Annotated in this window: 23 protein-coding genes; 21 read left to right on the top strand and 2 right to left on the bottom strand. The window is 69.8% G+C overall.

The genetic code is table 11. The annotated features are described in order from the left end of the window. Positions 1-11: 11 nt before the first annotated feature. The 20 genes from EOW66_RS09710 (at position 12) to EOW66_RS09615 (ending at position 21,315) form a co-directional block, all read left to right on the top strand. A complete protein-coding gene (locus EOW66_RS09710; RefSeq protein WP_128156394.1) occupies positions 12-1,322 on the top strand; it encodes a sensor histidine kinase in 1,311 nt (436 codons plus the stop codon). Further along, entirely contained in the window at positions 1,319-2,317 is a 999-nt protein-coding gene (locus EOW66_RS09705; protein WP_128156182.1) for an NADH-quinone oxidoreductase subunit B family protein, read from the top strand. Before EOW66_RS09710 ends, EOW66_RS09705 begins: the two co-directional genes overlap by 4 nt. Then, positions 2,314-3,750 carry a nickel-dependent hydrogenase large subunit gene (locus tag EOW66_RS09700; protein ID WP_128156181.1) on the top strand — a complete coding sequence of 479 codons (1,437 nt, stop codon included), beginning with the start codon at positions 2,314-2,316 and terminating at the stop codon, positions 3,748-3,750. The genes EOW66_RS09705 and EOW66_RS09700 overlap by 4 nt, the downstream gene beginning before the upstream one ends. Positions 3,751-3,824: 74 nt before the next feature. Continuing rightward, on the top strand, positions 3,825-6,077 hold the full coding sequence (gene hypF, locus EOW66_RS09695; protein WP_128156180.1) for a carbamoyltransferase HypF: 2,253 nt from the start codon (positions 3,825-3,827) through the stop codon (positions 6,075-6,077). A gap of 200 nt (positions 6,078-6,277) precedes the next feature. Continuing rightward, positions 6,278-7,354, top strand: a complete 1,077-nt coding sequence (locus tag EOW66_RS09690; RefSeq protein WP_113901003.1) for a hydrogenase small subunit — start codon at positions 6,278-6,280, stop codon at positions 7,352-7,354. Positions 7,355-7,357: 3 nt separating this feature from the next. Beyond that, positions 7,358-9,151, top strand: coding sequence for a nickel-dependent hydrogenase large subunit (locus EOW66_RS09685; protein WP_128156179.1), 1,794 nt, complete (start codon positions 7,358-7,360; stop codon positions 9,149-9,151). Between the two features lie 48 nt (positions 9,152-9,199). Next, positions 9,200-9,976, top strand: a complete 777-nt coding sequence (cybH, locus tag EOW66_RS09680) for a Ni/Fe-hydrogenase, b-type cytochrome subunit (RefSeq protein ID WP_128156178.1) — start codon at positions 9,200-9,202, stop codon at positions 9,974-9,976. Positions 9,977-10,285: 309 nt separating this feature from the next. After that, positions 10,286-10,918, top strand: coding sequence for a HyaD/HybD family hydrogenase maturation endopeptidase (locus EOW66_RS09675; RefSeq protein ID WP_128156177.1), 633 nt, complete (start codon positions 10,286-10,288; stop codon positions 10,916-10,918). Then, positions 10,918-11,238, top strand: coding sequence for a HypC/HybG/HupF family hydrogenase formation chaperone (locus EOW66_RS09670; protein WP_128156176.1), 321 nt, complete (start codon positions 10,918-10,920; stop codon positions 11,236-11,238). The genes EOW66_RS09675 and EOW66_RS09670 overlap by 1 nt, the downstream gene beginning before the upstream one ends. Before the next feature lie 10 nt (positions 11,239-11,248). Beyond that, positions 11,249-11,662: a hydrogenase accessory protein gene (locus EOW66_RS09665; protein ID WP_128156175.1), complete on the top strand. Its 414-nt coding sequence runs from the start codon at positions 11,249-11,251 to the stop codon at positions 11,660-11,662. Between the two features lie 4 nt (positions 11,663-11,666). Continuing rightward, positions 11,667-12,494 carry a hydrogenase expression/formation protein gene (locus EOW66_RS09660; protein ID WP_128156174.1) on the top strand — a complete coding sequence of 276 codons (828 nt, stop codon included), beginning with the start codon at positions 11,667-11,669 and terminating at the stop codon, positions 12,492-12,494. Then, a complete protein-coding gene (hybE, locus tag EOW66_RS09655; protein WP_128156173.1) occupies positions 12,491-13,297 on the top strand; it encodes a [NiFe]-hydrogenase assembly chaperone HybE in 807 nt (268 codons plus the stop codon). The genes EOW66_RS09660 and hybE overlap by 4 nt, the downstream gene beginning before the upstream one ends. Further along, positions 13,294-14,178 (top strand): hydrogenase expression/formation protein HupK, encoded by an 885-nt coding sequence (locus EOW66_RS09650; RefSeq protein ID WP_128156172.1) that lies wholly within the window; start codon positions 13,294-13,296, stop codon positions 14,176-14,178. The genes hybE and EOW66_RS09650 overlap by 4 nt, the downstream gene beginning before the upstream one ends. After that, entirely contained in the window at positions 14,171-14,512 is a 342-nt protein-coding gene (hypA, locus tag EOW66_RS09645) for a hydrogenase maturation nickel metallochaperone HypA (protein WP_128156171.1), read from the top strand. The genes EOW66_RS09650 and hypA overlap by 8 nt, the downstream gene beginning before the upstream one ends. Further along, positions 14,512-15,411, top strand: a complete 900-nt coding sequence (gene hypB / locus EOW66_RS09640) for a hydrogenase nickel incorporation protein HypB (protein WP_206363683.1) — start codon at positions 14,512-14,514, stop codon at positions 15,409-15,411. Before hypA ends, hypB begins: the two co-directional genes overlap by 1 nt. Next, positions 15,411-16,886, top strand: coding sequence for a sigma-54-dependent transcriptional regulator (locus EOW66_RS09635; RefSeq protein ID WP_128156170.1), 1,476 nt, complete (start codon positions 15,411-15,413; stop codon positions 16,884-16,886). The genes hypB and EOW66_RS09635 overlap by 1 nt, the downstream gene beginning before the upstream one ends. A 1-nt stretch (position 16,887) precedes the next feature. Then, on the top strand, positions 16,888-17,178 hold the full coding sequence (hypC, locus tag EOW66_RS09630) for a HypC/HybG/HupF family hydrogenase formation chaperone (protein WP_113901634.1): 291 nt from the start codon (positions 16,888-16,890) through the stop codon (positions 17,176-17,178). Continuing rightward, positions 17,175-18,311 (top strand): hydrogenase formation protein HypD, encoded by a 1,137-nt coding sequence (hypD, locus tag EOW66_RS09625; RefSeq protein ID WP_128156169.1) that lies wholly within the window; start codon positions 17,175-17,177, stop codon positions 18,309-18,311. The genes hypC and hypD overlap by 4 nt, the downstream gene beginning before the upstream one ends. A 75-nt stretch (positions 18,312-18,386) precedes the next feature. Further along, a complete protein-coding gene (hypE, locus tag EOW66_RS09620; protein ID WP_128156168.1) occupies positions 18,387-19,409 on the top strand; it encodes a hydrogenase expression/formation protein HypE in 1,023 nt (340 codons plus the stop codon). Positions 19,410-19,665: 256 nt separating this feature from the next. Further along, positions 19,666-21,315, top strand: coding sequence for a sugar phosphorylase (locus EOW66_RS09615; RefSeq protein WP_239017551.1), 1,650 nt, complete (start codon positions 19,666-19,668; stop codon positions 21,313-21,315). On the opposite strand, the gene EOW66_RS09610 is transcribed toward EOW66_RS09615, so the two are convergent. Together EOW66_RS09610 and EOW66_RS09605 are read right to left on the bottom strand one after the other, a co-directional pair. After that, positions 21,312-22,529, bottom strand: a complete 1,218-nt coding sequence (locus EOW66_RS09610; RefSeq protein WP_128156166.1) for a glycosyl transferase — start codon at positions 22,527-22,529, stop codon at positions 21,312-21,314. The two genes, EOW66_RS09615 and EOW66_RS09610, sit on opposite strands and share 4 nt — an antisense overlap. Beyond that, positions 22,522-23,304 (bottom strand): HAD-IIB family hydrolase, encoded by a 783-nt coding sequence (locus EOW66_RS09605; protein WP_128156165.1) that lies wholly within the window; start codon positions 23,302-23,304, stop codon positions 22,522-22,524. The genes EOW66_RS09610 and EOW66_RS09605 overlap by 8 nt, the downstream gene beginning before the upstream one ends. Before the next feature lie 154 nt (positions 23,305-23,458). On the opposite strand from EOW66_RS09605, the gene EOW66_RS09600 reads away from it, so the two are divergent. Beyond that, entirely contained in the window at positions 23,459-24,796 is a 1,338-nt protein-coding gene (locus EOW66_RS09600; protein ID WP_128156164.1) for an NAD(P)/FAD-dependent oxidoreductase, read from the top strand. Positions 24,797-24,857: the final 61 nt, after the last annotated feature.

Below are 24,857 nucleotides of genomic sequence, written 5' to 3'. Positions count from 1 at the left end.
GCCTTGACGAGATGGCGCGGGCGGCGGGCGACGAGGTCTGGATGGACGTGCTCTCCGCCGTCGATCGCACCTATGCCGATCTCGTCGACTATCAGGAGCGGCTCGAGCGGCAGAACCACGCGCTCGAGGACATGCGCTCGTTCCTCGGCTCGATCCTCGCCAGCGTGTCGGATGCGCTGATCGTCGTCTCGCGCGCGGGCGAGGTGGTGGAGACCTCGGCCTCGGTCGGCACGCTGACCGGGCGCGGGGCCGCCGACTGGCACGGGCGGCCGCTTGCCGAGATGGTCGAGCCGGAGACGATGGCGGCGCTTGATGCGGCGCTGGCCGAGGCCGCAAACAGCCGCCGGCCGGTGACGCTCGAGGGTGCGCTGCGCGGTCCGACGGGCCCGGCGCCGCTGGAACTGTCGGTCAGCCCGCGGCTTGACGAGCGGCAGCGGGTGGTGGGCTATGTGCTGACCGGCCGGCCGCTGGGCGAGCTGCGGCAGGCCTATTCGGCGCTCGCGCGCGGCCACGAGGAGCTGAAGGCGGCGCAGGCGCAGCTTGTGCGCAACGAAAAGCTCGCCTCGCTCGGCCGGCTGCTGGCGGGGGTGGCACACGAGCTGAACAACCCGATCTCCTTCGTCTACGCCAATGCCCATGCGCTCGAACGCTATGCCGGCAAGTTCGAGGCCTATTTCGAGCAGGTGGCGCAGGGCGCGAGCCGCGAGCGGCTGATGGCGCTGCGCGAGGAGCTGAAGCTTGACCGCGAGGTGCGCAACCTGCGCGACGCGGTGCGCGGCGCGCGCGACGGCGCCGAGCGGGTGCGCGACATCGTCGAGGATCTGCGCCGGCTCTCGGCCGAGGGCTCGGGCGAGATGGTCGAGTTCGATCTGGTCGAGACCGCACGGATCGCCGCCACCTGGGTGCGGCGCGGCTCGAAGACCATGGCCGAGGTGCGCTTCACCGGCCTGCCCGTGCTGAAGGTGAAGGGCCGGCCCGGGCATATCCAGCAGGTGGCGATGAACCTTGTGCAAAACGCGATCGACGCGCTCGAGGGCCGAACCGAGGGCGCGATCGAGATCTCGGCGCGCGTCGCGGGCGATCGCGGCGTGCTCTCGGTCGCCGACAGCGGCCCGGGCGTGCCCGAGGATCTGGCGCAGGCGGTGTTCGACCCGTTCTTCACCACGAAGCCGGTCGGCCGCGGCACCGGGCTTGGCCTGTCGATCAGCAACAAGATCGTCGAGGAGCACGGCGGCCGGCTGCGGCTGTGCCCGAGCGGCAGCGCGCTTGGCGGCGCCTGCTTCAGCTTCGATCTGCCGCTTGCGACGGGGGAGAGCGTATGAACATCCTGTGGTTGCAGGCGGCCGGCTGCGGCGGCTGCACGATGTCGCTTCTGTGCGCAGAAGATCCGAACCTCTTCGACACGCTCTCGGGGGCGGGGCTGCGCTTCCTGTGGCACCCGGGGCTGAGCCTCGAGACCGGGGCCGAGGCGCGCGCGATCCTTGCGGCCGCCGAAGCGGGCGAGGTGGCGCTTGATATCCTCGCCGTCGAGGGGGCGATTGCGCGCGGGCCGCGCGGCACCGGGCGGTTCCAGATGCTGTCGGGCACCGGGCGCTCGCTGCTTGACTGGCTGCGCAGCCTGGCGCCGATGGCGGAAAACGTCGTCGCCGTCGGCACCTGCGCGGCCTATGGCGGGGTGACGACGGCGGGCGGCAACCCCTCCGATGCGGTTGGCGTGCACTATGACGGCGCCCATCCGGGCGGCGCGCTGCCGGCCGGGTTCCGTGCCCGCTCGGGCCTGCCCGTCATCAATGTCGCGGGCTGCCCGACCCATCCGGGCTGGGTGACCGAGACGCTGCTGATGCTGGCGGCGGGAACGCTCGGGCCCGACGATCTCGATGCCTTCGGCCGGCCGCTCTTCTATGCCCAGCACCTCGTGCATCACGGCTGCCCGAAGAACGAGTTCTATGAATACAAGGCCTCGGCGATCGTGCCCGGAGAGATGGGCTGCATGATGGAGAACCTCGGCTGCATCGGCACCCAGGCGGTGGGCGATTGCAACATCCGGCCCTGGAACGGCGAGGGCAGCTGCACGCGCGGCAATTACCCCTGCATCAGCTGCACCGCGCCCGAGTTCGAGGAGCCGCGCCACGCCTTCGGCGAGACGCCGAAGATCGCGGGCATTCCGGTCGGGCTGCCGACCGACATGCCGAAGGCCTGGTTCATGGCGCTCGCCTCGCTCAGCAAGGCCGCGACGCCGGCGCGGATCGCCACCAACGCCACCGCCGACCGGATCGAGACCCCGCCCACGCTGCGCAAGCCGAAGGGCCGGCGATGAGCGGGCCGACGCGGCTGGTCGTCGGACCGTTCAACCGGGTCGAGGGCGATCTCGAGGTGCATCTCGACATCGCCGAGGGCGCCGTGGCCGCGGCCGAGGTGAATGCACCGCTTTATCGCGGTTTCGAGCGGATGCTCGACGGCAAGGACCCGCGCGACGCGCTGACCATCGCGCCGCGGATCTGCGGCATCTGCTCGATCAGCCAGTCGGCGGCGGCGGCGCGGGCGCTTGGCGCGGCGATGGGGCTGGTGCCGACGCCGCAGGGCGCAGCGATGGCGGCGCTGATCCATGCGGTCGAGAACGTCTCGGACCACCTGCTGCATTTCAACCTGTTCTTCATGCCCGATTTCACCCGCCCGGCCTATGCCGGCCGGGGCTGGTTCCCGCGCGCGGTGGCGCGGTTCACCGCGATCGAGGGCGGCGCGCAGCGCGCGGCGATCGAGGCGCGGGCGAGCCTCATGCATATCCTCGGGCTGATGGCGGGGAAATGGCCGCATACGCTGGCGATCCAGCCCGGCGGTGTCACCCGGGCGCCCGGCCCGCGCGAGAAGCTGCGCATCGAGATCACCCTGCGCGCCTTTCGCCGTTACCTCGAGGAGGTGGTCTTCGGCGGCCCGCTCGAGGATTTTGTGGCGCTTCAGACGGTCGAGGCCCTGCTCGGCTGGGGCCGCGGCGACGTCGGACTGTTTTTGCAGATCGCCGCCGACACCGGCCTTGCCGGGCTTGGCCGCGGCGCCGGACGTTACCTGAGCTTTGGCGCCTATCCGCTTGAAGACAGGCGGATCTATGCCCCCGGCCTGTGGCAGGACGGGGCCGTGCAGCCGGTGGCGGAGGCGGCGATTGCCGAGGATCTGAGCCACGCCTGGATGCTTGGCGAGACCGCGCATCCCTTCGCCGCCGAGACCCGGCCCGACGAGGCGATGCGCCCGGGCGCCTACAGCTGGTGCAAGGCGCCGCGGCTGGCGGGGGCGCCGGCCGAGGTCGGTGCGCTCGCCCGGCAGGTGGTCGATGGCCACCCGCTTGCGCGCGCGCTGGCGGCCGGCGGCGGTGGGGTGCTGGCGCGGGTGGCGGCGCGGCTTCTGGAGCTTGCGCGCACGCAGCTGGTGATGGAGGATCTGGCCCGCGGCATCGACCCCGGGGCGCGTTTCATCACGCAAGGGAAGATCTCCGAGGTCGGGCAGGGCGCCGGGCTGGTCGAGGCAGCACGCGGCGCGCTTGGCCATTGGCTGCGGATCGAGGGCGGGCGGATCGCGTCTTACCAGATCATCGCGCCGACGACCTGGAACTTTTCGCCCCGCGACGGGGCTGGCGTGCCGGGGCCTCTGGAGGCCGCACTTGTCGGGGCGCCGGTGGCGGCGGGCGAGGACACCCCGGTTGCGGTGCAGCATGTGGTGCGATCGTTCGATCCGTGCATGGTCTGCACGGTGCATTGAGGCGCGGCGAGGGAGCCCCGGGGGCGCTGCCCCCGGACCCCCGGAGTATTTTTCCCAAGAAAAAGGGAAGCGGGATGGATGGCGTTCAGATCCGGGTGCGCGGCCAGGTGCAGGGGGTGGGGTTTCGCCCCTTCATCTGGCAGCTCGCCCATGCGCGGGGGCTTTGCGGCCATGTGCTGAACGATCCCGAGGGGGTGCTGGTGCGGGTGGCGGGCGAGATCGGCGATCTCGCCGCGGCGATCCGGGCCGGGGCGCCCCCCTTGGCGCGGGTCGATGCGGTCGAGGTCTCGGCCTATACCTTTGACGCTCCGCCCGAGGGGTTCGAGATCACCGCGTCGCGAGGCGCGGGGGCCGAGACCCGGGTGACGCCCGACGCCGCGACCTGTCCGGCCTGCCTCGAGGAGATCCGTGGGCACGGGCGACGGCGCGGCTATGCCTTCACCAATTGCACCCATTGCGGGCCGCGCTTCACCATCCTGAAGGGGCTGCCCTATGACCGGGCGCGCACGACGATGGCGCCTTTCGCGATGTGCCCGGACTGTGGCGCGGAGTATCGCAACCCGGCCGATCGCCGCTTTCACGCCCAGCCGATCGCCTGCCCCAACTGCGGGCCGCGGCTGTGGTATGAGGAGGGCGGCGGCGAGGTTGCGGGCGATGCGATTGCCTTGGCTGTGGCGCGGCTGAAGGCCGGGGGCATCGTCGCGGTGAAGGGGCTCGGGGGCTTTCACCTCGCCTGCGATGCGACCAATGCCGGGGCGGTGGCGGCCCTGCGTGCGCGCAAGCACCGGCCGGGAAAACCCTTCGCGCTGATGGCGCGGGAGGCGGATCTGGCGGCGATCGTCGAGGTTTCGGACGCCGCGGTGGCGGCGCTGCGCGACGCCGCGGCCCCGGTCGTGCTGATGCCCGCGCGCGGCACGCTCCCCGAGGTCGTGGCGCCGGGGATCGACAGTCTGGGCGTGATGCTGCCCTATACGCCGCTGCATCACCTTCTGCTCGATGCCTTCGGCGGCGTGCTGGTGATGACCTCGGGCAATCTCTCGGGCGAGCCGCAGGTGATCGGCAACGCCGAGGCGCGCGAGAAGCTTGCGGCCTTTGCCGACGGCTTCCTGATGCATGACCGCGAGATCGCGCGGCGGCTGGATGACAGCGTGGTGCGGGCCGATCCGCCGATGGTGCTGCGCCGCGCGCGGGGGCATGTGCCGGGCACGCTGCAGCTGCCGCCGGGCTTCGCGGACGCGCCGCCGGTCGTCGCCTATGGCGGGCAGATGAAGGCGGCGATCTGTCTGATCAAGAACGGGCAGGCGCTGCTTGGCCATCATCTGGGCGAGCTGGACGAGGCGCTGACCTGGGAGGCGTTCCAGCAGGCTGACGCCGATTATGCCGTGCTCTTCGATCATCACCCGGCCGTGGTGGCGACCGATCTGCACCCCGATTTCCGCGCGACACGCCACGGGCAGGCGCGGGCCGCGGCCGAGGGGCTGCGGCTTGTCGCGGTGCAGCACCATCATGCGCATCTGGCCGCGTGCCTGGGCGAGAACCTCTGGCCGCGCGAGGGCGGGCCTGTGGCGGGGATCGTGCTCGACGGGCTCGGCCTCGGGCCCGATGGCACGGTCTGGGGCGGCGAGATCCTGCTTGGCGATTACGCGGGGGTTGAGCGGCGGGTCTGGCTGGAACCCGCACCGCTGATCGGCGGCGACCGCGCGCAGATCGAGCCCTGGCGCAATGCGCTGGTGCGGCTTGATGCGGCGGGGCTTTCGGACTGGGCCGATGCGCTCTTTCCGGACGCCCCACGCGATCTCGCCCGGCAGGCGGCGGCGAAGGGGATCAACGCGCCGCTCTCGTCAAGCGCGGGGCGGCTTTTCGATGCGGTCGCGGCTTGTCTCGGGATCTGCCCGATGCGGCAAAGCTACGAAGGCGAGGCGGCGATGCGGCTGGAAGTGCTGGCACGACGGGCCGGGCGGGCGGGGGCGCCGAAGCCCCGCTTCGGCGCCCCCGCCCCGCGGGGCGGCGCGCTCGCGCCCCCAGCTTTGCTGCGGGAGCTGAGGGCGGCGCAACTGGGCGGTGCCGATCCGGGCGCTCTCGCGCTTGCCTTCCACCACTGGGTTGCCGAGGCCTTTGCTACCCCGGCGCGGGCACTGGTCGAGGCCGGAGGGGCGCGGGCGGTGGCGCTGTCGGGCGGGGTGTTCCAGAACGCGCTGCTGCACGAGCTGACCTGCGCCGCGCTGGCCGGATTGCCTGTGCTGACCCACCGGCGGGTGCCGGCGAATGACGGCGGGCTGGCACTTGGTCAGGCCCTCGTCGCTGCAGCGCAGTCGGAAAGCCCCTGACCAGTCGCGCGGCGCAAGCGGTCACGCGCTTGCCGCCCGGCGCGGAAGAGATCGCACCAATCCATTGATTTTACGATAAAAACACATGGTATGCCAGAGGGTGAAATCCCTTTGGCAGAGCCCGTCATCCCCCTGCATACCAAGGAATACAGCGCGCAGGCCCCCGGGCCCCGCGCCTCGAACGGGCCAGGGAGGGACCAGTGTCGACAATCGAAACCTTCTATGACGTGATGCGGCGTCAGGGGATCACCCGCCGCAGCTTCATGAAATATTGCTCGCTCACCGCGGCGGCGCTTGGCCTTGGCCCGGCTTACGTGCCGAAGATCGCCGAGGCGATGGAGACGAAGCCGCGCACGCCCGTCATCTGGGTGCATGGGCTCGAGTGCACCTGCTGTTCGGAAAGCTTCATCCGCTCGGCCCATCCGCTGGCGAAGGACGTCGTGCTGAGCATGATCTCGCTCGATTACGACGACACGCTGATGGCGGCGGCGGGCACGGCGGCGGAGGCGGCGCTTCAGGACACGATCGAGAAATACAAGGGCAACTACATCCTCGCGGTCGAGGGCAACCCGCCGCTCAACGAGGACGGCATGTTCTGCATCGTCGGCGGCAAGCCCTTCGTCGAGCAGCTGAAACACGCCGCCGAACATGCGAAGGCGATCATCAGCTGGGGCGCCTGTGCGTCCTACGGTTGCGTGCAGGCGGCGGCGCCGAACCCGACGCGGGCGACGCCGGTGCACAAGGTCATCACCGACAAGCCGATCATCAAGGTGCCGGGCTGCCCGCCCATCGCCGAGGTGATGACCGGCGTCATCACCTACATGCTGACCTTCGACCGGCTGCCGGAACTCGACCGTCAGGGCCGCCCGGCGATGTTCTACAGCCAGCGCATCCATGACAAATGCTATCGCCGGCCGCATTTCGACGCCGGCCAGTTCGTCGAGCACTGGGACGACGAATATGCGCGCAAGGGCTATTGCCTCTACAAGATGGGCTGCAAGGGGCCGACGACCTACAACGCCTGCTCGACGGTGCGCTGGAACGACGGCGTGTCCTTCCCGATCCAGTCGGGGCACGGCTGCATCGGCTGCTCGGAAGACGGGTTCTGGGATCAGGGCTCGTTCTATGACCGGCTGACCAACATCAAGCAATTCGGCATCGAGGCGAACGCCGACAAGGTCGGCGGCACCGCGGCCGCCGTCGTCGGCGGCGCCGTGGCGGTGCATGCCGCCGTCTCCGCGCTGAAGCGCGCGCAGAAGAAGAACGAGGAGGCGTAAGCCATGACCACCCAGACCCCGAACGGCTTCACCCTCGACACTACCGGCAAGCGCATCGTCGTCGACCCGGTCACCCGCATCGAAGGCCACATGCGCTGCGAGGTGAACGTCGACGAGAACGGCATCATCCGCAACGCGGTCTCGACCGGCACGATGTGGCGCGGGCTCGAGGTCATCCTGAAGGGCCGCGATCCGCGCGACGCCTGGGCCTTCACCGAGCGGATCTGCGGCGTCTGCACCGGCACCCATGCGCTGACCTCGGTGCGCGCGGTCGAGGATGCGCTTGGCATCCAGATCCCGGACAACGCGAACTCGATCCGCAACATGATGCAGCTGGCGCTGCAGATCCACGACCACATCGTCCATTTCTATCACCTGCATGCGCTCGATTGGGTGAACCCGGTGAATGCGCTCCGCGCCGATCCGAAGGCCACCTCCGAGCTGCAGCAGGCGGTGAGCCCGAGCCACCCGCTGTCCTCCCCCGGCTACTTCCGCGACGTGCAGAACCGTCTGAAGAAGTTCGTCGAAAGCGGGCAGCTCGGGCTTTTCAAGAACGGCTACTGGGACAACCCCGCCTATCTGCTGCCGCCCGAGGCGGATCTGATGGCGACGACCCATTACCTCGAGGCGCTTGATCTGCAGAAGGAGATCGTCAAGGTCCACACCATCTTCGGCGGCAAGAACCCGCATCCGAACTGGCTGGTGGGCGGGGTGCCGTGCCCGATCAACATCGACGGCGTCGGCTCGGTCGGCGCGATCAACATGGAGCGGCTGAACCTCGTCTCCTCGATCATCGACAAGTCGGCCGAGTTCAACCGCAATGTCTACATCCCCGACGTGATCGCGATCGGCGGTTTCTATCGCAACTGGCTCTATGGCGGCGGGCTCTCCTCGCAGGCCTGCCTCGCCTATGGCGACATCCCGGAAAACCCGAACGATTTCAGCCCCGAACAACTCCACCTGCCGCGCGGCGCGATCATCAACGGCAACCTCAGCGAGGTCCACGACGTCGATCCGCGCGACCCCGAGCAGGTGCAGGAATTCGTCGATCATTCCTGGTACACCTATGGCGAGCCGGGCAAGGGGCTGCACCCCTGGGACGGCGAGACCACCCCGCATTACGAGCTTGGCCCGAACGCCAAGGGCACCCGCACCAATATCGTCGAACTCGACGAGTCGGCGAAATACTCCTGGATCAAGGCGCCGCGCTGGCGGGGCCACGCGATGGAGGTGGGGCCGCTTGCCCGCTATGTCGTGGGCTATGCCAAGGGCCACGAGGACATCAAGAGCCAGGTCGACGGCCTTCTGCGCACCATGGATCTGCCGTTCAATGCCCTCTTCTCGACGCTCGGCCGCACTGCGGCGCGGGCGCTTGAAAGCGAGTATTGCTCGCGCCTGCAGCGGCACTTCTTCGACAAGATGATCGCCAACATCCGGAACGGCGACCAGTCGACGGCGAATGTCGAGAAATGGGATCCCTCGACCTGGCCGAAGGAGGCCAAGGGCGTCGGCATGACCGAGGCGCCGCGCGGCGCGCTTGGCCACTGGATCAAGATCAAGGACGGTCGCATCGAGAACTATCAATGCGTCGTGCCGACCACCTGGAACGGCTCGCCGCGCGACACCCAGGGCAATATCGGCGCCTTCGAGGCCTCGCTGATGAACACCAAGATGGAGCGCCCCGAGGAGCCGGTCGAGATCCTGCGCACGCTGCACAGCTTCGATCCGTGCCTGGCCTGCTCGACCCATGTGATGTCGCCCGACGGTCAGGAACTGACCCGGGTCAAGGTGCGCTGAGGGAGGAAGCGATGCAGATCAAGGCAAGAGCCAGGGGAGGGCCGGGCCATGAGTGACAAGATCTTTCACCCCGCCCGCGAGGCGCACGAGATCTTCGAGGCCGCGCGCCTGACCGGGGATGCGACGCTCGAGGATCTGGAATCGATCCGCCACAGCACCTCGGTCTATGTCTATCAGGCGCCGGTGCGGATCTGGCACTGGGTCAATGCGCTTGCCATCACCGTGCTGTGCGTCACCGGCTATCTGATCGGCCGGCCGCTGCCGACGATGCAGATCGCCGAGGCCTACGACCAGTTCGTGATGGGGTACATCCGCTTTGCCCATTTCGCCGCGGCGATGATCCTGACGGTCGGCTTCTTCGGCCGCATCTACTGGGCCTTCGTCGGAAATTCCCACGCCCGGCAAATGTTTTACGTGCCGATCTTCAACAGGAGGTTCTGGCGCGAACTGCTGTGGGAGCTGCGCTGGTACATGTTCCTCGAGAAGCACCCGAAGAAATATGTGGGGCATAACCCGCTCGCGCATGTGGCGATGTTCTGCTTCATGACGCTCGGGCTGACCTTCATGATCGGCACCGGCTGGGCGCTTTATGCCGAGGGCGCGGGACAGGGCAGCCTGCCTGATACCGCGATGGGCTGGCTTCTGGGCCTCGTGCAGAACAGTCAGCGGCTGCACACGCTGCACCACCTCGGCATGTGGGCGATCGTGATCTTCATGATCATCCACATCTATGCCGCGATCCGCGAGGACATCATGTCGCGCCAGTCGATGGTGTCGACGATGATTTCCGGCCACCGCATGTTCAAGGACGACCGGATCGACTGAACCGGAATGGGTAACGAGTGATCCGCTCGGCCGGACGGACAGGCGCGGGAGCCTCCCGCGCCTGTTTGCGTTCAGGGCTGCCATGCGGAAAATGAATTGCCGGATTTCGCGACCGGGTGGTAAGCTCCTTACCGGAATTCCTCTCTCGCCGGGCAGGGTTTCGGTCGGATTTCGGTGTCATTTCAAGGCGATGAGGCACAATGCCCGGGGCTTGAATTTTTCGGCGGCGACACGCGGCGGAAAGATTACTTTCGGAATCAATCGGGGGCGAAAAGCCTCTTGCCAGCAGACGGTCAAGGGGAGGGACCTATGCCAGCTGAACGACCTGAACGGGTGCTTGTCCTCGGCATCGGCAATGTGCTTTGGGCGGATGAGGGCTTCGGCGTGCGCTGCGTCGAGGAGATGGCCGAGCGGTGTGCGCTGCCTGAACGGGTGCGGCTGCTCGACGGCGGCACCCAGGGGCTCTATCTGCTGCCCTTCCTCGAAGAGGCCGACGCGCTTCTCGTCTTCGATGCCATCGACTTCGGGCTTCCGCCCGGCACGCTGCGGGTGCTGCGCGACGCGGACGTGCCGGCCTTCATGGGCGCGAAGAAGATGTCGCTGCACCAGACCGGGTTTCAGGACGTGCTGGCGACGGCGCAATTCACCGGCGGCTGCCCGGCGCGGCTGACGCTGATCGGCTGCCAGCCGGTCGAGCTCGAGGATTATGGCGGCGGCCTGCGGCCGGCGGTGGCGGCGCAGATCGGTCCGGCGATTGCCGAGGCGGTGGCCGAGCTTTGCCGCTGGGGCGTGCCGGTGGGTGCAGGCCGCACCGAGACCGGCGATCTCGCCGATGCCGCGATCCGGCGCGGCGCCTACGAGACCGGCCGCCCCTCGGCCGCGGCGGCCTGCCGCACCGGCGACGATCGTTTCTTCCCCGCGACAGCCAAGGAGACTGCGTGATGTGTGTGGGCATTCCGGTGCAGCTGACGGCGGTCGAGGGCATCCGCGGCGAGGCAATCGAGGAGGGGCGGGCGGTCATCGTCGACCTCTCGCTCACCCCCGAGGCGGTGGTGGGGGACTGGGTTCTCTCTTTCCTCGGTGCCGCGCGCGCGGTGCTTGCGGCCGAGGAGGCGGCGAAGATCACGGCCGCGCTTGGCGGGCTGCGGGCGCTGATGGCGGGCGAGGGGCTGGGCGACGCCTTCGCCGATCTCGAGGCGCGCGCGCCGCAATTGCCGCCCCATCTGCAGGCCGCGCTCGACGCCGGCAAGACCAGCGCCTGAGGAGGGCCCGATGCACGATCTCGTTCTTCCCGATGCTGCCCCCTCGGGCGTGATGCACCCGCTCGTGGCGCGGCTGATCGCCGAGCTGGGCTGGCCGCTGCTGGGCAACCGCTCGGATCTGGCCGAGTTCACCACCCGGCCCGGCGCGCATTGCCTGCTGGTGCCGGGCAACGCGAAGCGCAACCTCGAGACGCCCGACGCCGCCGTGGTGCTGCCCGAGCTGCGCATGGCCTTCCAGCACGCCTTCGACTGCGCCGTGGTCGGCGACGCGATCGAGGCGCAGCTGCGCGAGGAGACCCGCGCGCTGCGCACGCCGGCGTTCCTGTTCTACCGCGACGGCGTGTTCCTCGGCGCGATCGAGAAGATCCGCGACTGGGACGATTACATCGCCCGCACCACCCATATCCTGACCGCGAAAGGCTGAACCGATGGTTTCCAATTTCCACCTGCCGCCCGTCGGGTTCGGTCCGGGCTCGCAGCCCGAAGAGGGCGAGGAGCTGCATTACATGCAGCTGCCCGACGGCATGCGCACCTATTCGACGCATCTGCCCGAGGTCGAGGATGCCACTGACCTCGGCCCGGCGCTGGCCCTTCTGGCCGAGATCGCCGATGCCGCCGCGGTCTGCGCCGCGGGCGGCATGGCAAGGTTCGACCTTGCGCCCCTCGATGCGCCGAACCGGGCGCTCATTGCCGAGACCATGGGGCAGGGCGAGGTGGCGATGAAGATCCGCGGCATCCCGGCGCTTGCGGTGCAGGAAAGCGTCTTCGCGGGCGTCTGGAGCGTGATCGGCGCCGGCATCGACCACATCGAGGTGGGCGCGGTGCCCGCCGCCGCGATCTCGCGCGCCTTCGAGCCCTTCCGCGCCGCGCGCGGCGCGCGCCATCCGCGCCCCGCGGGCGTGGTGAACGCCCCCGCGCTGATGGCCGAGCTCGAGGACCACTCGGCGCGCTTCGCGGGCGGGCTGCCGCATGTCATCAACCTGACGCTGCTGCCGCATACCGAGGAAGATCTTCTCTGGCTTGACGCCGCGCTTGGCGAGGGCGCGGTGACCATTCTCTCGCGCGGCTATGGCAATTGCCGGATCACCGCGACCGGGCTCACGCATGTCTGGCGCGTGCAGTTCTTCAACTCGATGGACACGCTTATTCTCGACACTTTCGAGGTGACGGCGATGCCCGAGGTGGCGATGGCGGCGCGCGAGGATCTCGAGGACAGCGGCGGGCGCATCCGCGAGGTTCTGGAGGCGATCCGATGACCGGCTTCGAGGGCTCGTATCTTGGCGCGAACGACCGGATTTCGGCGCGCGCGGTGATGGAATGCAAGATCTGCTGGACGCCCTATGACCCGGCCGAGGGCGACGACAGCCGGCAGATCCTGCCCGGCACGCCCTTTGCCGCGCTGCCCGAGGACTGGCATTGCCCGACCTGCGACGCGCCGAAGGCGCAGTTCATGGTGCGCGAGGACCCGGGCGCGCCGGCGCTGCTTGCGGCGCAGCGGGTGGCGGCACAGGCCGAGCGTCTGGCGGCCGATTTCCGCGAGATCTGGAACGCCAAGATGCGCGACGTGCCCTTGGTGAACAAGGCGCTCTCGGTCGAGGCGGTGGGCTTTGTCGCCCATGAGGGCCGGGCGCTCGGGGTGCTGGTCAGCCCGTGGTTCATGAACCTGATCCTGCTGCCCGCCGAGGGCGAGGACTGGTCCACCCTGACCCCGGGCGCGAAGGAGGCGATTGACTTCCCCTCGGGCCGTTACGAGTTCATCCACAACGTGCGCGAGATGGGCGGCGGCTACAAGGCGTGCTCGCTGTTCTCGCCGATGGGCGATTTCCAGACCCAGATGCAGGCGCGCGACGTCGCCCGGGCGATCATGGTCGAACTTTTCAAGACCGGGAACCGGGCCGAGACCGATCGCGCCGCCGAGATCCGCGCGGGGCGGGAGGCCGAGCTTGCAGCGGCCGAGGCGCCCGAGGCCGAGGACATGGCCGAGGCGGTGGCGCCGACGCGGCGGCGGCTGATCTCGGCGGGGCTCGCCGACGACCCGGCGCCCGAGGGGGCCGCATGAGCACGGCGCTCGCCATCACCCTGCGCCCGGCGGGCGCGGCGCTTGCGGTGCAGATCGTGCCGCCCGCGCCGCTGCCGGTCGCGGCGCTGATGCGCGGGCGCCCGGCCGGGGAGGTGGCTCAGCTGCTGCCGCGGCTCTTCAACCTGTGCGGCGCAGCGCAGGGGCTGGCGGCGCGGCTGGCGCTCGGCCTGCCGGCCGATGCCGCCGACACCCGGCGCGAGATCCTGCGCGACCATCTGGCGAAGCTGTGCCTGAGCGGACCGCGGCTGCTGGGCCTTGACTCGCGGCCTTTGCCCACGGGCTGGGCGGAGGGTGGCGCGGGGCTGAGCGTGGCGCTCTGGGGCGGTGACAAGCCCGCGGATCTGGCGGGCTGGCTTGCCACGGGCCGCGGCATGGCGCCGCTTCTGGCCGAGATTGCGGCGCGTTTCGCGCCCGGCGAGGCGACCGCCGACCTGCCGCCGCTGACCGAGCCGATGGCGCTCACCGCACAGGAGAACTCGCCCGCCGGGCGGGTCGCCGAGGACCCGCTGATGCGCGCCGCCGAGGCCGCTTTCGGGCGCGGGCCGCTCTGGCGCGCCCTTGGCCGGCTTGTCGATCTCGATGCCTTCTGCGCCGCGCCGCGCCCGGCGCGGCTGACCGACGACGGCACCGCCCTGGTCGCCGCGGCACGCGGCACCTATGCCTTGCGCGCCGAGACCGAGGCCGGGCGGGTGACGGCGCTCGCCCGCGTCACGCCCACCGATCACCTGCTGGCCCCGGGCGGGGCGCTTGAACGCGCGCTTGCCACGCTGCCCGCGGCGAAGGCAGGGCTTGCGGCGCTGGTCGTCGATCTTCTCGACCCCTGCGTGGCGGTCGATCTGCGGGAGCTGACCGATGCATGAGATGTCGATTGCCGAGGGCATCCGCGAGGTGATCGAGGACGCGGCGCGCGCGAACGAGTTTTCGCGCGTCACCCGGGTGCGGCTGGAGATCGGCCGCTTTGCCGGCGTCGAGACCGAGGCGCTCGACTTCGCCTTCGACGTGGTGATGCGTGGCTCGGTCGCCGAGGGCGCAGCGCTCGAGGTGATCGAGCTGCCCGGCAAGGCGCTGTGCTATGACTGCGGGGCGGCGGTGGAGATCCGCCACCGTCTCGATCCCTGCCCGGAGTGCGGCGGCGGCAAGCTGCTCGTGCAGGGCGGCGAAGAGATGCGGATCAAGGATTTGGAGGTGCTCTGATGTGCACGGTTTGCGGTTGCGGCGGACACAGCGTGGAGGACGCGTTCCGCGCCCATCTGGAAAAGACCGGGCAGGCGGGGGCAGCGCTTGCGCCCCATCCCGCGCCCCATCCCGCACCGCTGCAAAGCGTGGCGATCCCGGCTCTTGGCGGGGCGCTGCATGACCACGGCCACGCGCAGGGGGGCCATGACATCCACCTTGGCCACGGCCCTGCGGGCACCGAGGTTCCGGGCATGAGCCAGGAGCGGCTGATCGAGATCGAGACCGACATCCTGTCGAAGAACGACGCCTTCGCTGCCCGCAACCGCGCTGCGATCACCGCGCGCCATGCCTTTGCGACGAACCTCGTGTCCTCGCCCGGCTCGGGCAAGACCACGCTTTTGTGCCGCACCATCGAGATGCTGGGCGAGGTGCCGCTGGCGGTGATCGAGGGCGACCAGCAGACCACGAACGACGCCGACCGGATCCGCGCCACCGGTGCCGCGGCGATCCAGGTGAACACCGGCAAGGGCTGTCACCTCGATGGCCGGATGGTCGAGGCGGCGCTTGCGCGCCTTGGCCTGCCCGAGGGCGCGTTTCTCTTCATCGAGAATGTCGGCAACCTCGTCTGCCCGGCGGCCTTTGACCTCGGCGAGGACGCCAAGGTTGCCATCCTCAGCGTCACCGAGGGCGAGGACAAGCCGCTGAAATACCCCGACATGTTCGCGGCGGCGGGGCTTGCGATCCTGAACAAGGTCGATCTTGCGCCCTATTGCGACGTCGATCTCGACCTTTACGAGGCGAACGTGAAGCGGGTGAACCCGGCGATCGAGGTGCTGCGCGTCTCGGCCCGCACCGGCGAGGGGATGCAGGCCTGGCTCGACTGGCTGCGCGCGGGCCTGGCGCGGAAGGGCGCGTGATGGCGGCCTCCACCCCGGCGATCCTGCTTGTCGATGACGAGCCGCACTCGGCCCTCGCCATGAAGATGGCGCTCGAGGACGAGTTCGAGATTCTGACCGCGCTCTCGGCCGACGAGGCGATCGCGGTGCTCGAGGATCAGTGGGTGCAGGTGATCTTCTGCGACCAGCGCATGCCCGGGCGCTCGGGTGTCGACTTCCTGACCGAGGTGCGCGAGCGCTGGCCCGAGACGGTGCGCATCGTCATCACCGGCTATACCGACAGCAACTCGATGGTGGCGGCGATCAACGAGGCGGGGGTGCATCAGTTCATCGCCAAGCCCTGGCACCCCGAACAGCTTCTGGCGGCGGCGCGCAACGCGGCGAAGATGTTCGCGCTCGCCCGCGAGAACGAGCGGCTGTCGCTCGAGATGCGCTTTCTGAACACCACGACCGAGACCCGGGTCGAGAAGCGCCGCCGCGCGCTGCGCGAGGGGATGGGGTTCGAGACCATCCTGCGCAGCCCGAACTCGGCGATGAACGCGGCGGTCAAGCTCGCGCGGCAATACGCGACCTTCGACGTGCCGGTGCTGCTGACCGGCGAGCCGGGCACCGGCAAGGGGCAGATGGCGCGGGCGATGCACTATGGTTCGCTGCGCTCGGACAAGCCGTTCTATGAACTCTCGATCGCCGGCATGCCCGAGGAACTCGCGATGATCGAACTCTTCGGGGCAAAGCGCGGCGTGCTGCCGGGCGGCATGGCGCGGATCGGGCTGGCGCAGAAGGCCGACCGCGGCACGCTCTATCTGGCGGGGCTCGAGGCGGCGAGCCCGGCGCTGCAGCTCGCGCTGCTGCGGATGCTGGCCGAGGGCACGATCACCCCGGTCGGCGGGCAGGAGAGCGTCAGCACCAACCTGCGGCTGATCGCGGGCGCGGCCTGCGATCTGCGCAGCGCGGTCGCCGAGGGCCGCTTTCGCGCCGATCTCTATTATGCCATCGCGCTTGGCGAGATCACGCTCTTGCCGCTGCGCGCGCGGCGCGGCGATGTCGCGATGCTCGCTCAGGCGATCCTGTCGGACGCCGCCGGGGCACATGGCAAGCCGATCCTCGGCTTCGAGGCGGCGGCGCTCGAGTTTCTGGAAAACTACGACTGGCCCGGCAATCTGCGCGAGCTGACGAACGAGGTCACGCGGATGCTGATCTTCGCGCAGGAAAATGTGCTGGGCGCCGAGCTGATCTCGCGCCATATCCTGCAGGCGGCGCCCTCGGACGAGGGGGCGGACCGGGCCGCGGAAGAGGTGATGACCGCCGAGGGCTCGCTCAAGGACCGCATCGAGCTGATCGAGATGCGGATCCTGCGCGAGACCCTGACGCGGCAGCGCTGGAACAAGAGCCGGGCGGCGGCCGAGCTTGGTCTGTCGCGGGTTGGGCTGCGGGCGAAACTGGACCGTTACGGGATCATCGATCCCTCGGCGGCGAGCGAGGAGGAGGAGGTCTGAGATGTGCTTGGGGATTCCGGGACAGATCGTGGCGATCACCGACGCGGGGCGGCTGATGGCGATGGCCGAGGTGTCGGGGGTGCGGCGCGAGGTGAACGTGGCCTGCGTCGCCGAGGGGCCGCTCGAGGCGCTGCTCGGCCGCTGGGTGCTCATTCATGTGGGTTTCGCGATGAGCCTGATCGACGAGGAGGAGGCGGCAAAGACCCTTGCCGCGCTCCACGATCTGGGCGAGGCGCAGGAGGCGCTGGCGCAGATGGCCGAGGGTGACGCGGCGCTGGAGGGACGGGGATGAAATTCGCCTCCGAATTCCGCGACCCGAAGGCCGCGAAGGCACTGCTGGCCGAGATCGCGCAGCTCGCCGACACGATCGGCGCGACCCGCGACACGCCCGTCGCGATCATGGAGATCTGTGGCGGCCACACCCATTCGATCTTCCGCTACGGGCTCGACAAGCTGGTGCACGAGGGGGTCGAGTTCGTGCATGGCCCGGGCTGCCCGGTCTGCGTGCTGCCGCGCGCGCGCGTCGACGAGTGCATCGAGATCGCCGGGAAGCCCGGGGTGATCTTCACCACCTTCGGCGACGCGATGCGGGTGCCGGGCTCGAAACGCTCGCTGCTGCAGGCGAAGGCCGCGGGGGCCGATATCCGCATGGTCTATTCGCCGCTCGATGCGCTCGAACTTGCCCGCCGCAACCCCGATCGCGAGGTCGTCTTCTTCGGGCTTGGTTTCGAGACGACGACGCCCTCGACCGCGCTGGCGATCCAGCAGGCGGCACGCGAGGGGCTGGCGAATTTCTCGGTCTTCTGCAACCACATCACCGTGCCCGAGCCGATCAGGGCGCTGCTCGATGACCCCGACATGCGGCTTGACGGCTTCATCGGGCCGGGTCACGTCAGCATGGTGATCGGCATCCACCCCTATGATTTCATCGCGCGCGACTATCACAAGCCGATTGTGGTGGCGGGGTTCGAGCCCACCGACCTGCTGCAATCGGTGATGATGGTGCTGCGCCAGATCGCCGAGGGGCGGGCCGAGGTCGAGAACCAGTATGCGCGCGTCGTGCCCGAGCATGGCAATGCCGTGAGCCTTGCCGCGATCGCCGATGTCTATGAGAAGCGGCCCTCCTTCGAGTGGCGGGGGCTGGGCGAGATCGACGCCTCGGGGCTGCGGATCCGGCCCGCCTACAGGGCTTTTGACGCCGAGGAGAAATTCGGCGTGGGCTATGCCGGCGTGCGCACGGAACTTGCCGACCCCGAGGGCTGCGCCTGCGGGGCGGTGATGACCGGGCGGATGAAGCCGGTGCACTGCCCGCAATTCGGCCGCGGCTGCACCCCCGAGATGCCCTTGGGGGCGCTGATGGTGTCGAGCGAGGGCGCCTGTGCGGCCTATTGGCAATATGGCGGGGCGCGGGCCGCGGCGGAATGAGTTCGGGGGCGTGACGCCCCCGACCCGCCCGGGGGCGCTGCCCCCGGACCCCCGAGGTATTTGGAGCAAGATGAAATGGCATTGCGGGACGAACGGGTGACGCTGGCCCATGGTGGCGGCGGCACGGCGATGCGCGATCTGATCGAGGAGGTGTTCACCGCCGTCTTCGAGCCGCCGGGGATGGAGGACGCGGCGCAGCTGAGCGCCGCGGCGCTCGCCGAACCCGGGGCGCGGCTGGCCTTCACCACCGACGGTTTCGTGGTGACGCCGCTCGAGTTTCCGGGCGGCGACATCGGCAAGCTCGCCGTCTGCGGCACGGTGAATGATCTGGCGGTGAGCGGCGCGCGGCCGCTGTGGCTCTCGGCCGCCTTCGTGATCGAGGAGGGGACCGAGATCGCGCTGCTTCGCCGCATCGTCGCCACCATGGCGCGCGAGGCCGAGGCCGCCGGCGTGCGGATCGTCACCGGCGACACCAAGGTCGTCGGGCGCGGTGCCTGCGATACCGTCTTTGTCACCACCGCCGGGGTCGGCGTGGTGCCGCCCGGGCGCGAGATGGGCGCGGCCCGGGTGCGGCCGGGCGATGTCGCGCTGGTGAACGGGGTGCTCGGCGATCACGGCGCGACGATCCTTGCCGCGCGCGGCGATCTGGCGCTTTCGACCGCGCTCGAGAGCGATTGCGCGGCGCTTGGCCATCTGATGGAGGCGGTGCTGGCGGCGGCGCCCGGGGCGCGGGCGGCGCGGGATCTGACCCGCGGCGGGCTCGCCTCGGCGCTGAACGAGATCGCGGCGGCGGCGGGCTGCGGTATCGAGATTTCGGAAGAGGCGCTGCCGCTGCGCGCCGAGGTCTCGGGCATGTGCGAGATCCTCGGGCTCGATCCGCTGTATCTTGCGAACGAGGGGCGGCTGGTCGTCTTCGTGCCCGGGGACGAGGCCGAGGCGGCGCTCTCTGCGATGCGGGCGCGGCCCGAGGGGCAGGGCGCCTGCATCATCGGCGCCGCGGTTGCGGCGCACCCGGGGCAGGTGCGGATGCGCACGGCCTTTGGCGGGGCGCGGATCGTCGACATGCTGGTGGGCGAGCAGCTGCCGCGCATCTGCTGAGCGCGCGGCGCGAAAAGTGGCAGTCCTGCCCGGCGCTTGCCGCCCGGGCGGGCAGGGGCGGGGCGGGCGGCGCCAGCGGCGCATCGGGTCTTTACCTTGGTGCCGGGGCGGGGTCTGATGGGGCACACGCCGCCCGCGCCACAGGAGGACCCGAGCGATCGACAGGCCCGCCGGACATGCCATTCTGCAGACCCATCTCCGGGGACTTCTGCAGCAGATCTATCCCGCCCGCGATGCCGGGGACCTTGCCCGCGCGGTGCTTGCCGCCTTCTGGCCCGAGGGGCGCACGCGCCGGCAGCGGCCGCGCCGGCCCTCGAACAACCTGTGGTCGGAACGCGACGCGATCGTCATCACCTATGGCAACTCGATCGAGGACGGCGCGCACAAGCCGCTTGATCTGCTGCACGACTTCCTGCGGCGCGAGATGACCGGGGTGGTCGACGGCGTTCATGTGCTGCCCTTCTTCCCGTCAAGCTCGGACGACGGCTTCGCGGTGATGGATTACCGCGAGGTCGACCCCGCGCTTGGGGACTGGTCCGACATCCGCCGCATCGGCGCGGCCTTCAGCCTGATGTCGGACATGGTGCTGAACCATGTCTCGTCGCAGGGCGCCTGGTTCACCGCCTATCTCCAGGGTCAGCCGCCCTATGACCGCTTCTTCATGGAGGCCTCGCCCGAGGACGATCTGAGCGCGGTGGTGCGGCCGCGCACCTCGCCGCTTCTGCGCGCGGTGACGACGGCGATGGGGCCGCGCCATGTCTGGTGCACCTTCAGCCACGATCAGGTCGATCTCGATTTCCGCAACCCCGAGGTGCTGCTCGAGATCCTGCGCGTCCTGCGGCTGCATATCGACGAAGGCGTGCGGATCATCCGGCTCGATGCGGTGGCCTTCCTGTGGAAGGCGCCGGGCACGCCCTCGATCCACATGCCGCAGACCCATGCGATCGTGAAGCTGATGCGGCTGCTTGCGGATTACGCGACCGAGCCGGTGATCCTGCTGACCGAGACGAACGTGCCCAAGGCCGAGAACCTGAGCTATTTCGGCCGGCGTGACGAGGCGCATATGGTCTATCAGTTCCCGCTGCCGCCGCTCGTGCTGCATGCGATGCTGTCGGGCAATGTGCGCTACCTGCGGCGCTGGCTGCGGGCAATGCCGCCGGCGCCGCTGGGCTGCGCCTATTTCAACTTCACCGCGAGCCATGATGGCATCGGCATGCGCCCGGTCGAGGGCATCCTGCCGCCCGAGGAGATCGCGGCGATGATCGATTGCGTGCGCGACAACGGCGGGCTGGTGTCGATGCGGGCGCTGCCGGGCGGCGGCGAGGCGCCCTACGAGCTCAACTGCAGCTATTTCGACGCGATGCGCCGCACCTTCGCGGGCGAGGAGGGCGACCGGATCGCGCGCTTCCTGTGCTCGCAGACGATCGTGATGTCGCTCGAGGGGATTCCGGCCTTCTACATCCATTCCTTCACCGCGACCGAAAACGACCACACGGCGGTGGCGCAGCGCGGCATGAACCGGGCGATCAACCGCCACCGCTGGAGCTATCCCGCGCTGTGCGCGCGGCTTGACGATCCGGCGACGGCCGCCGCGCAGGTGATGGCCGAGATGAAGCGGCGGCTGCGCATCCGCGCCCGCCAGCCCGGCTTTCACCCGAATGCGACGCAGCTGACGCTGGCCCCCGACGACCGGCTGCTGTGCGTCTGGCGGCAGTCGCTCGACCGCGGCCAGTCGATCTTCGCGCTGCACAACGTCTCGGCCGAGACGGTGGTGATCGACGCCTTTTCGCTGAACCTGATTGCCGACGAGGACTGGCGCGACCTGCTCTCGGGCGAGGCGATCGACCCCGACGGCACGATCGCCTTCGCCCCCTATCAGTGCCGCTGGATCGCGAACACCGGCTAGGCCCCGGCCTGATCGGCGGCGACGGCGACGCGGAAATCGGCCATCAGCTCGGGGTCGGCGGCATGGACGAGGTTCCAGTTCGGGATGAAGGGCTGTTCCTGCGGCGTGTCGAGGAAGACCTGCCCGGCATTGGTGATGTTCTCGGCGAAAAGCGCGATCGACTTCTCCTCGGCGTGGCGGTCGAAGGCGAGCCCGTTCATCATCGCGTCATGCGAATAGACCTCGAGCATGTCGAGCGCGCGGCGGTAATAGGTGGCCTTCAGCGTGCGGAAGATGTTCGAGGAGAATACCGTGCCATCGGCGGCGAGCTTGCGGAAGATCGCCTTGCAGATGTCCATCGACATCCGGTTGAGCCCGGTCTGCGCGTCTTCGTGCGACAGCTCCTGATGCTTGTGGTCATAGCTGTCGGCGATTTCCACCTGACACACGGCGCGCGGGCCGAGGTTGCGCCAGGCCTCCGACAGCACCCCGATCTCGAGCCCCCAGTCCGACGGCAGCCGCAGGTCCGGCAGCGAGGCGGTGCGCATCGCGACCTCGCCCGAGAGCGGATAGCGGAAGGCGCGCAGGTAGTCGATGTAGTCGCGGTCGCCCACCACCTTCTTCAGCGAGATCAGCAGCGGGCTGACCAGGTTGCGCGTCACCCGCCCGCCCAGCCGGCCATTGCCGATGCGCGGGTAAAACCCTTTCGACAGGTGATAGGGCAGCTGCGGATGCAGCACCGGATAGACGAGGCGCGACAGCATTCCGCGGTCGTAGGTGGTGATGTCGCAATCGTGGATCGCCATCACCGCGCTGTCGGCGCAGGCGATCAGATAGCCGATGCAGCCCCAGACATTGCGGCCCTTGCCCGGCTCGATCGGGCCGATGCCCTGCGCTGCCAGCCGCTCCATCACCGCGCGCACCCGCGGCCCGTCGTTCCAGATCACCACATGGTTTTGCGGCAGCCGCGCGAAGAAGCGCTTCGCCTCGGCGAATTGCGCGGCATCGGCGCGGTCGAGGCCGATGATGATGCGATGCAGGTATTTCACCTTCGAGAGCTCGTCGAGGATCTTCGCCAGCGCCGCCCCCTCCAGCTCGGAAAAGAGCGAGGGCAGGATCAGGCTGATCTTGCGGGTCTGGGCGAAGGTCTCGAGCCGGTATTCGAGTTCCTCGAGCGGCCGGGTGCGCAGGTCATGGAACTGCGCGATATTGCCGTTTTGGTGAAAGTCAGCCATGGGCCTCTCCTGTTGTGGCGATCCCGGTCTGGCGCAGGATCCGTGTCAGCCCCTCGACCCAGCCCTCGGGCCCGGAGCGGGTGGTGCGCAGGATGCGGCCGCTGTCCTCGCCCGCGAGGCGGGGCAGGGGCGTGCCGGCATCGTTGCGCACGATGACGCCGCGGTCGGCGGCCGCGATCATCTCGGTGTCGTTCGGCGCATCGCCAAGCGCGATGGTCAGCTCGGGCCGGAAGCGGGCGATCAGCTCGGCCATCCGCCCGGCCTTGGTGCCGCCCTGCGACAACGTCAGGAACCGCCCGCCGCGACGCGCCGAAAGGCCGTGGGGCGCGAGGGCGGCCAGGAAGGCCTCGGCCTCCGCCTCGGTTCCCGACCATAGTCCGGGCTCGGAATGGGCGCGCTGCTTCGCGAGCGCCGCTTCCCCGGGCGGCAGCCCGGTCACTTCCGCCACCTCGGCCACGCTCATGTCGCCAAAGCCGCGAAAGTGCGCGCGCAACGGCGCGGGCAGGGTGGTGAGCGCCGCGCGGATCGCGCGATAGCCCGTGTCGTCGGGCGCGCCCTCGAGCAGCGCCGCGCCGTTCTCGACGATCGCCGGCCAGCGGCCAAGCCCCATCCGCGCCTGCCAGCCGGCAATCTCCGCCCCGGTCTTCGAGGAGGCGAGCACCACCGGCACGTTCTGTGCGGCAAGCCAGGCGAGCATCGGCCGCGCCGGGGCGAAATCATAGCTGGCGTGATCGAGCAGGGTGCCGTCGAGGTCACTGAAGATCAGGAGGTTCACCGGGATCCTTTCGTCTGCGGAAAGCCTAACGCCCCGGTCCGCGCCTGCCAACCCGCCGTGGACCGCGGGAGACAGATTGTGCCGCACTGCGGCATCGGGCTTGACGCGGGCCCGCCGCGGCGCGAGCTTCGGGGCGGCACAGCAGGGGGCACAGATGGCATTCGTGATTTCCGAGGCGGAGCGCGTCGTTTACCCGGGCCCGCCGCCGGCGCAGGCCGACGTGGTGGTGATCGGCGGCGGCATCGCCGGGGTGATGACGGCCTATTATCTCGCGCAGGCGGGCCAGCGCGTCGTGCTGTGCGAGAAGGGCCGGATCGCGGGCGAACAGTCGAGCCGCAACTGGGGCTGGATCCGCGCCCAGGGCCGCGACCCGGCCGAGCTGCCGCTGATGCTCGAGGCGCTCGCGCTGTGGCAGGGATTTGCCGCCGAGATCGGCCCCGAGCTCGGCTTTCGTCGCGCCGGCGTCGCCTATCTCTCGCATGACCCCGCCGCCGTCGCGGGCTATGAGGCCTGGGTGCGGCTGGCGGCCGAGCACGGGCTTGAAAGCCGGCTGATGTCGCGCGCCGAGCTCTCGGCGCTGTCCTCGACGGCGGGGTGGGCGGCGGGGCTGATCACGCCGTCCGACGCGCGCGCCGAGCCCTGGGTGGCGGTGCCGCTCCTTGCCCGCCTCGCCGTCGCCGCGGGCGTGGAGATCGTCGAGAATTGCGCCGTGCGCGCGCTGGACCGCGCCGGCGGGCGGGTGATCGGCGTGGTGACGGAACTGGGCCGGATCGCCGCGCCGCAGGTGCTTTTGGCGGGCGGCGCCTGGTCGTCGCTTTTCGCCGCGCGCGAGGGGGTGCGGCTGCCGCAGCTTGCGGTGCGCTCGACCGTCGCACAGACCGAGCCGCTGCCCGAGGTGGCGCAGGTCGCGGCCACCGACGAGATCTTCGCCTGGCGGCGCCGGCTCGACGGCGGCTACACCCTCGCCTCGGGCACCTGGCACGATTTCTACATCGGCCCCGACGCGTTTCGGAACCTGCTGCGCTATCTGCCGCAGATCCGCCGCGACGGCGCCAAGACCCGGCTGCGCCCTTGGGCGCCCGGGCGTGGCTGGCCCGATGGCTGGACCACGCCGCGGCACTGGAGCGAGGAAGAGGAAAGCCCGTTCGAGCGGCGGCGCGTCCTCGACCCCGCGCCGAATCTGGCGCGGCTGAAGGAGGTGCAGGCGGGCTTTGCCCGGGCCTTCCCGGCGCTTGGCGTGCCGCGGCTGATCCGCTCCTGGGCCGGGATGATCGACGTGATGCCCGACACCGTGCCGGTGCTTGACGAAAGCCCGGTGCCCGGCCTCTTCATCGCCACCGGGCTCTCGGGGCATGGCTTCGGCATCGGCCCAGCGATCGGGCGGGTGATGGCGGCGCGGATGCTGGGCCGCGACCCGGGCCACGACCTGCGCCGGTTCCGCCTTACCCGCTTTTCGGACGGCACGAAGATGGATCTCGGCCCGACCTTCTGACGGCGTGTCAGGGGCTTGCCGGCGCGCCGCTTCTGCCGCAGGCTGGCGCGTCTGGAGGTGC

Origin of the sequence: Paenirhodobacter huangdaonensis (assembly GCF_004022465.1) — a bacterium.
GTDB classification, from domain to species: domain Bacteria; phylum Pseudomonadota; class Alphaproteobacteria; order Rhodobacterales; family Rhodobacteraceae; genus Rhodobacter; species Rhodobacter huangdaonensis.
The sequence above is the reverse complement of the archived record's forward strand: the minus strand, read 5'-3'. Positions and strand labels throughout refer to the sequence as shown.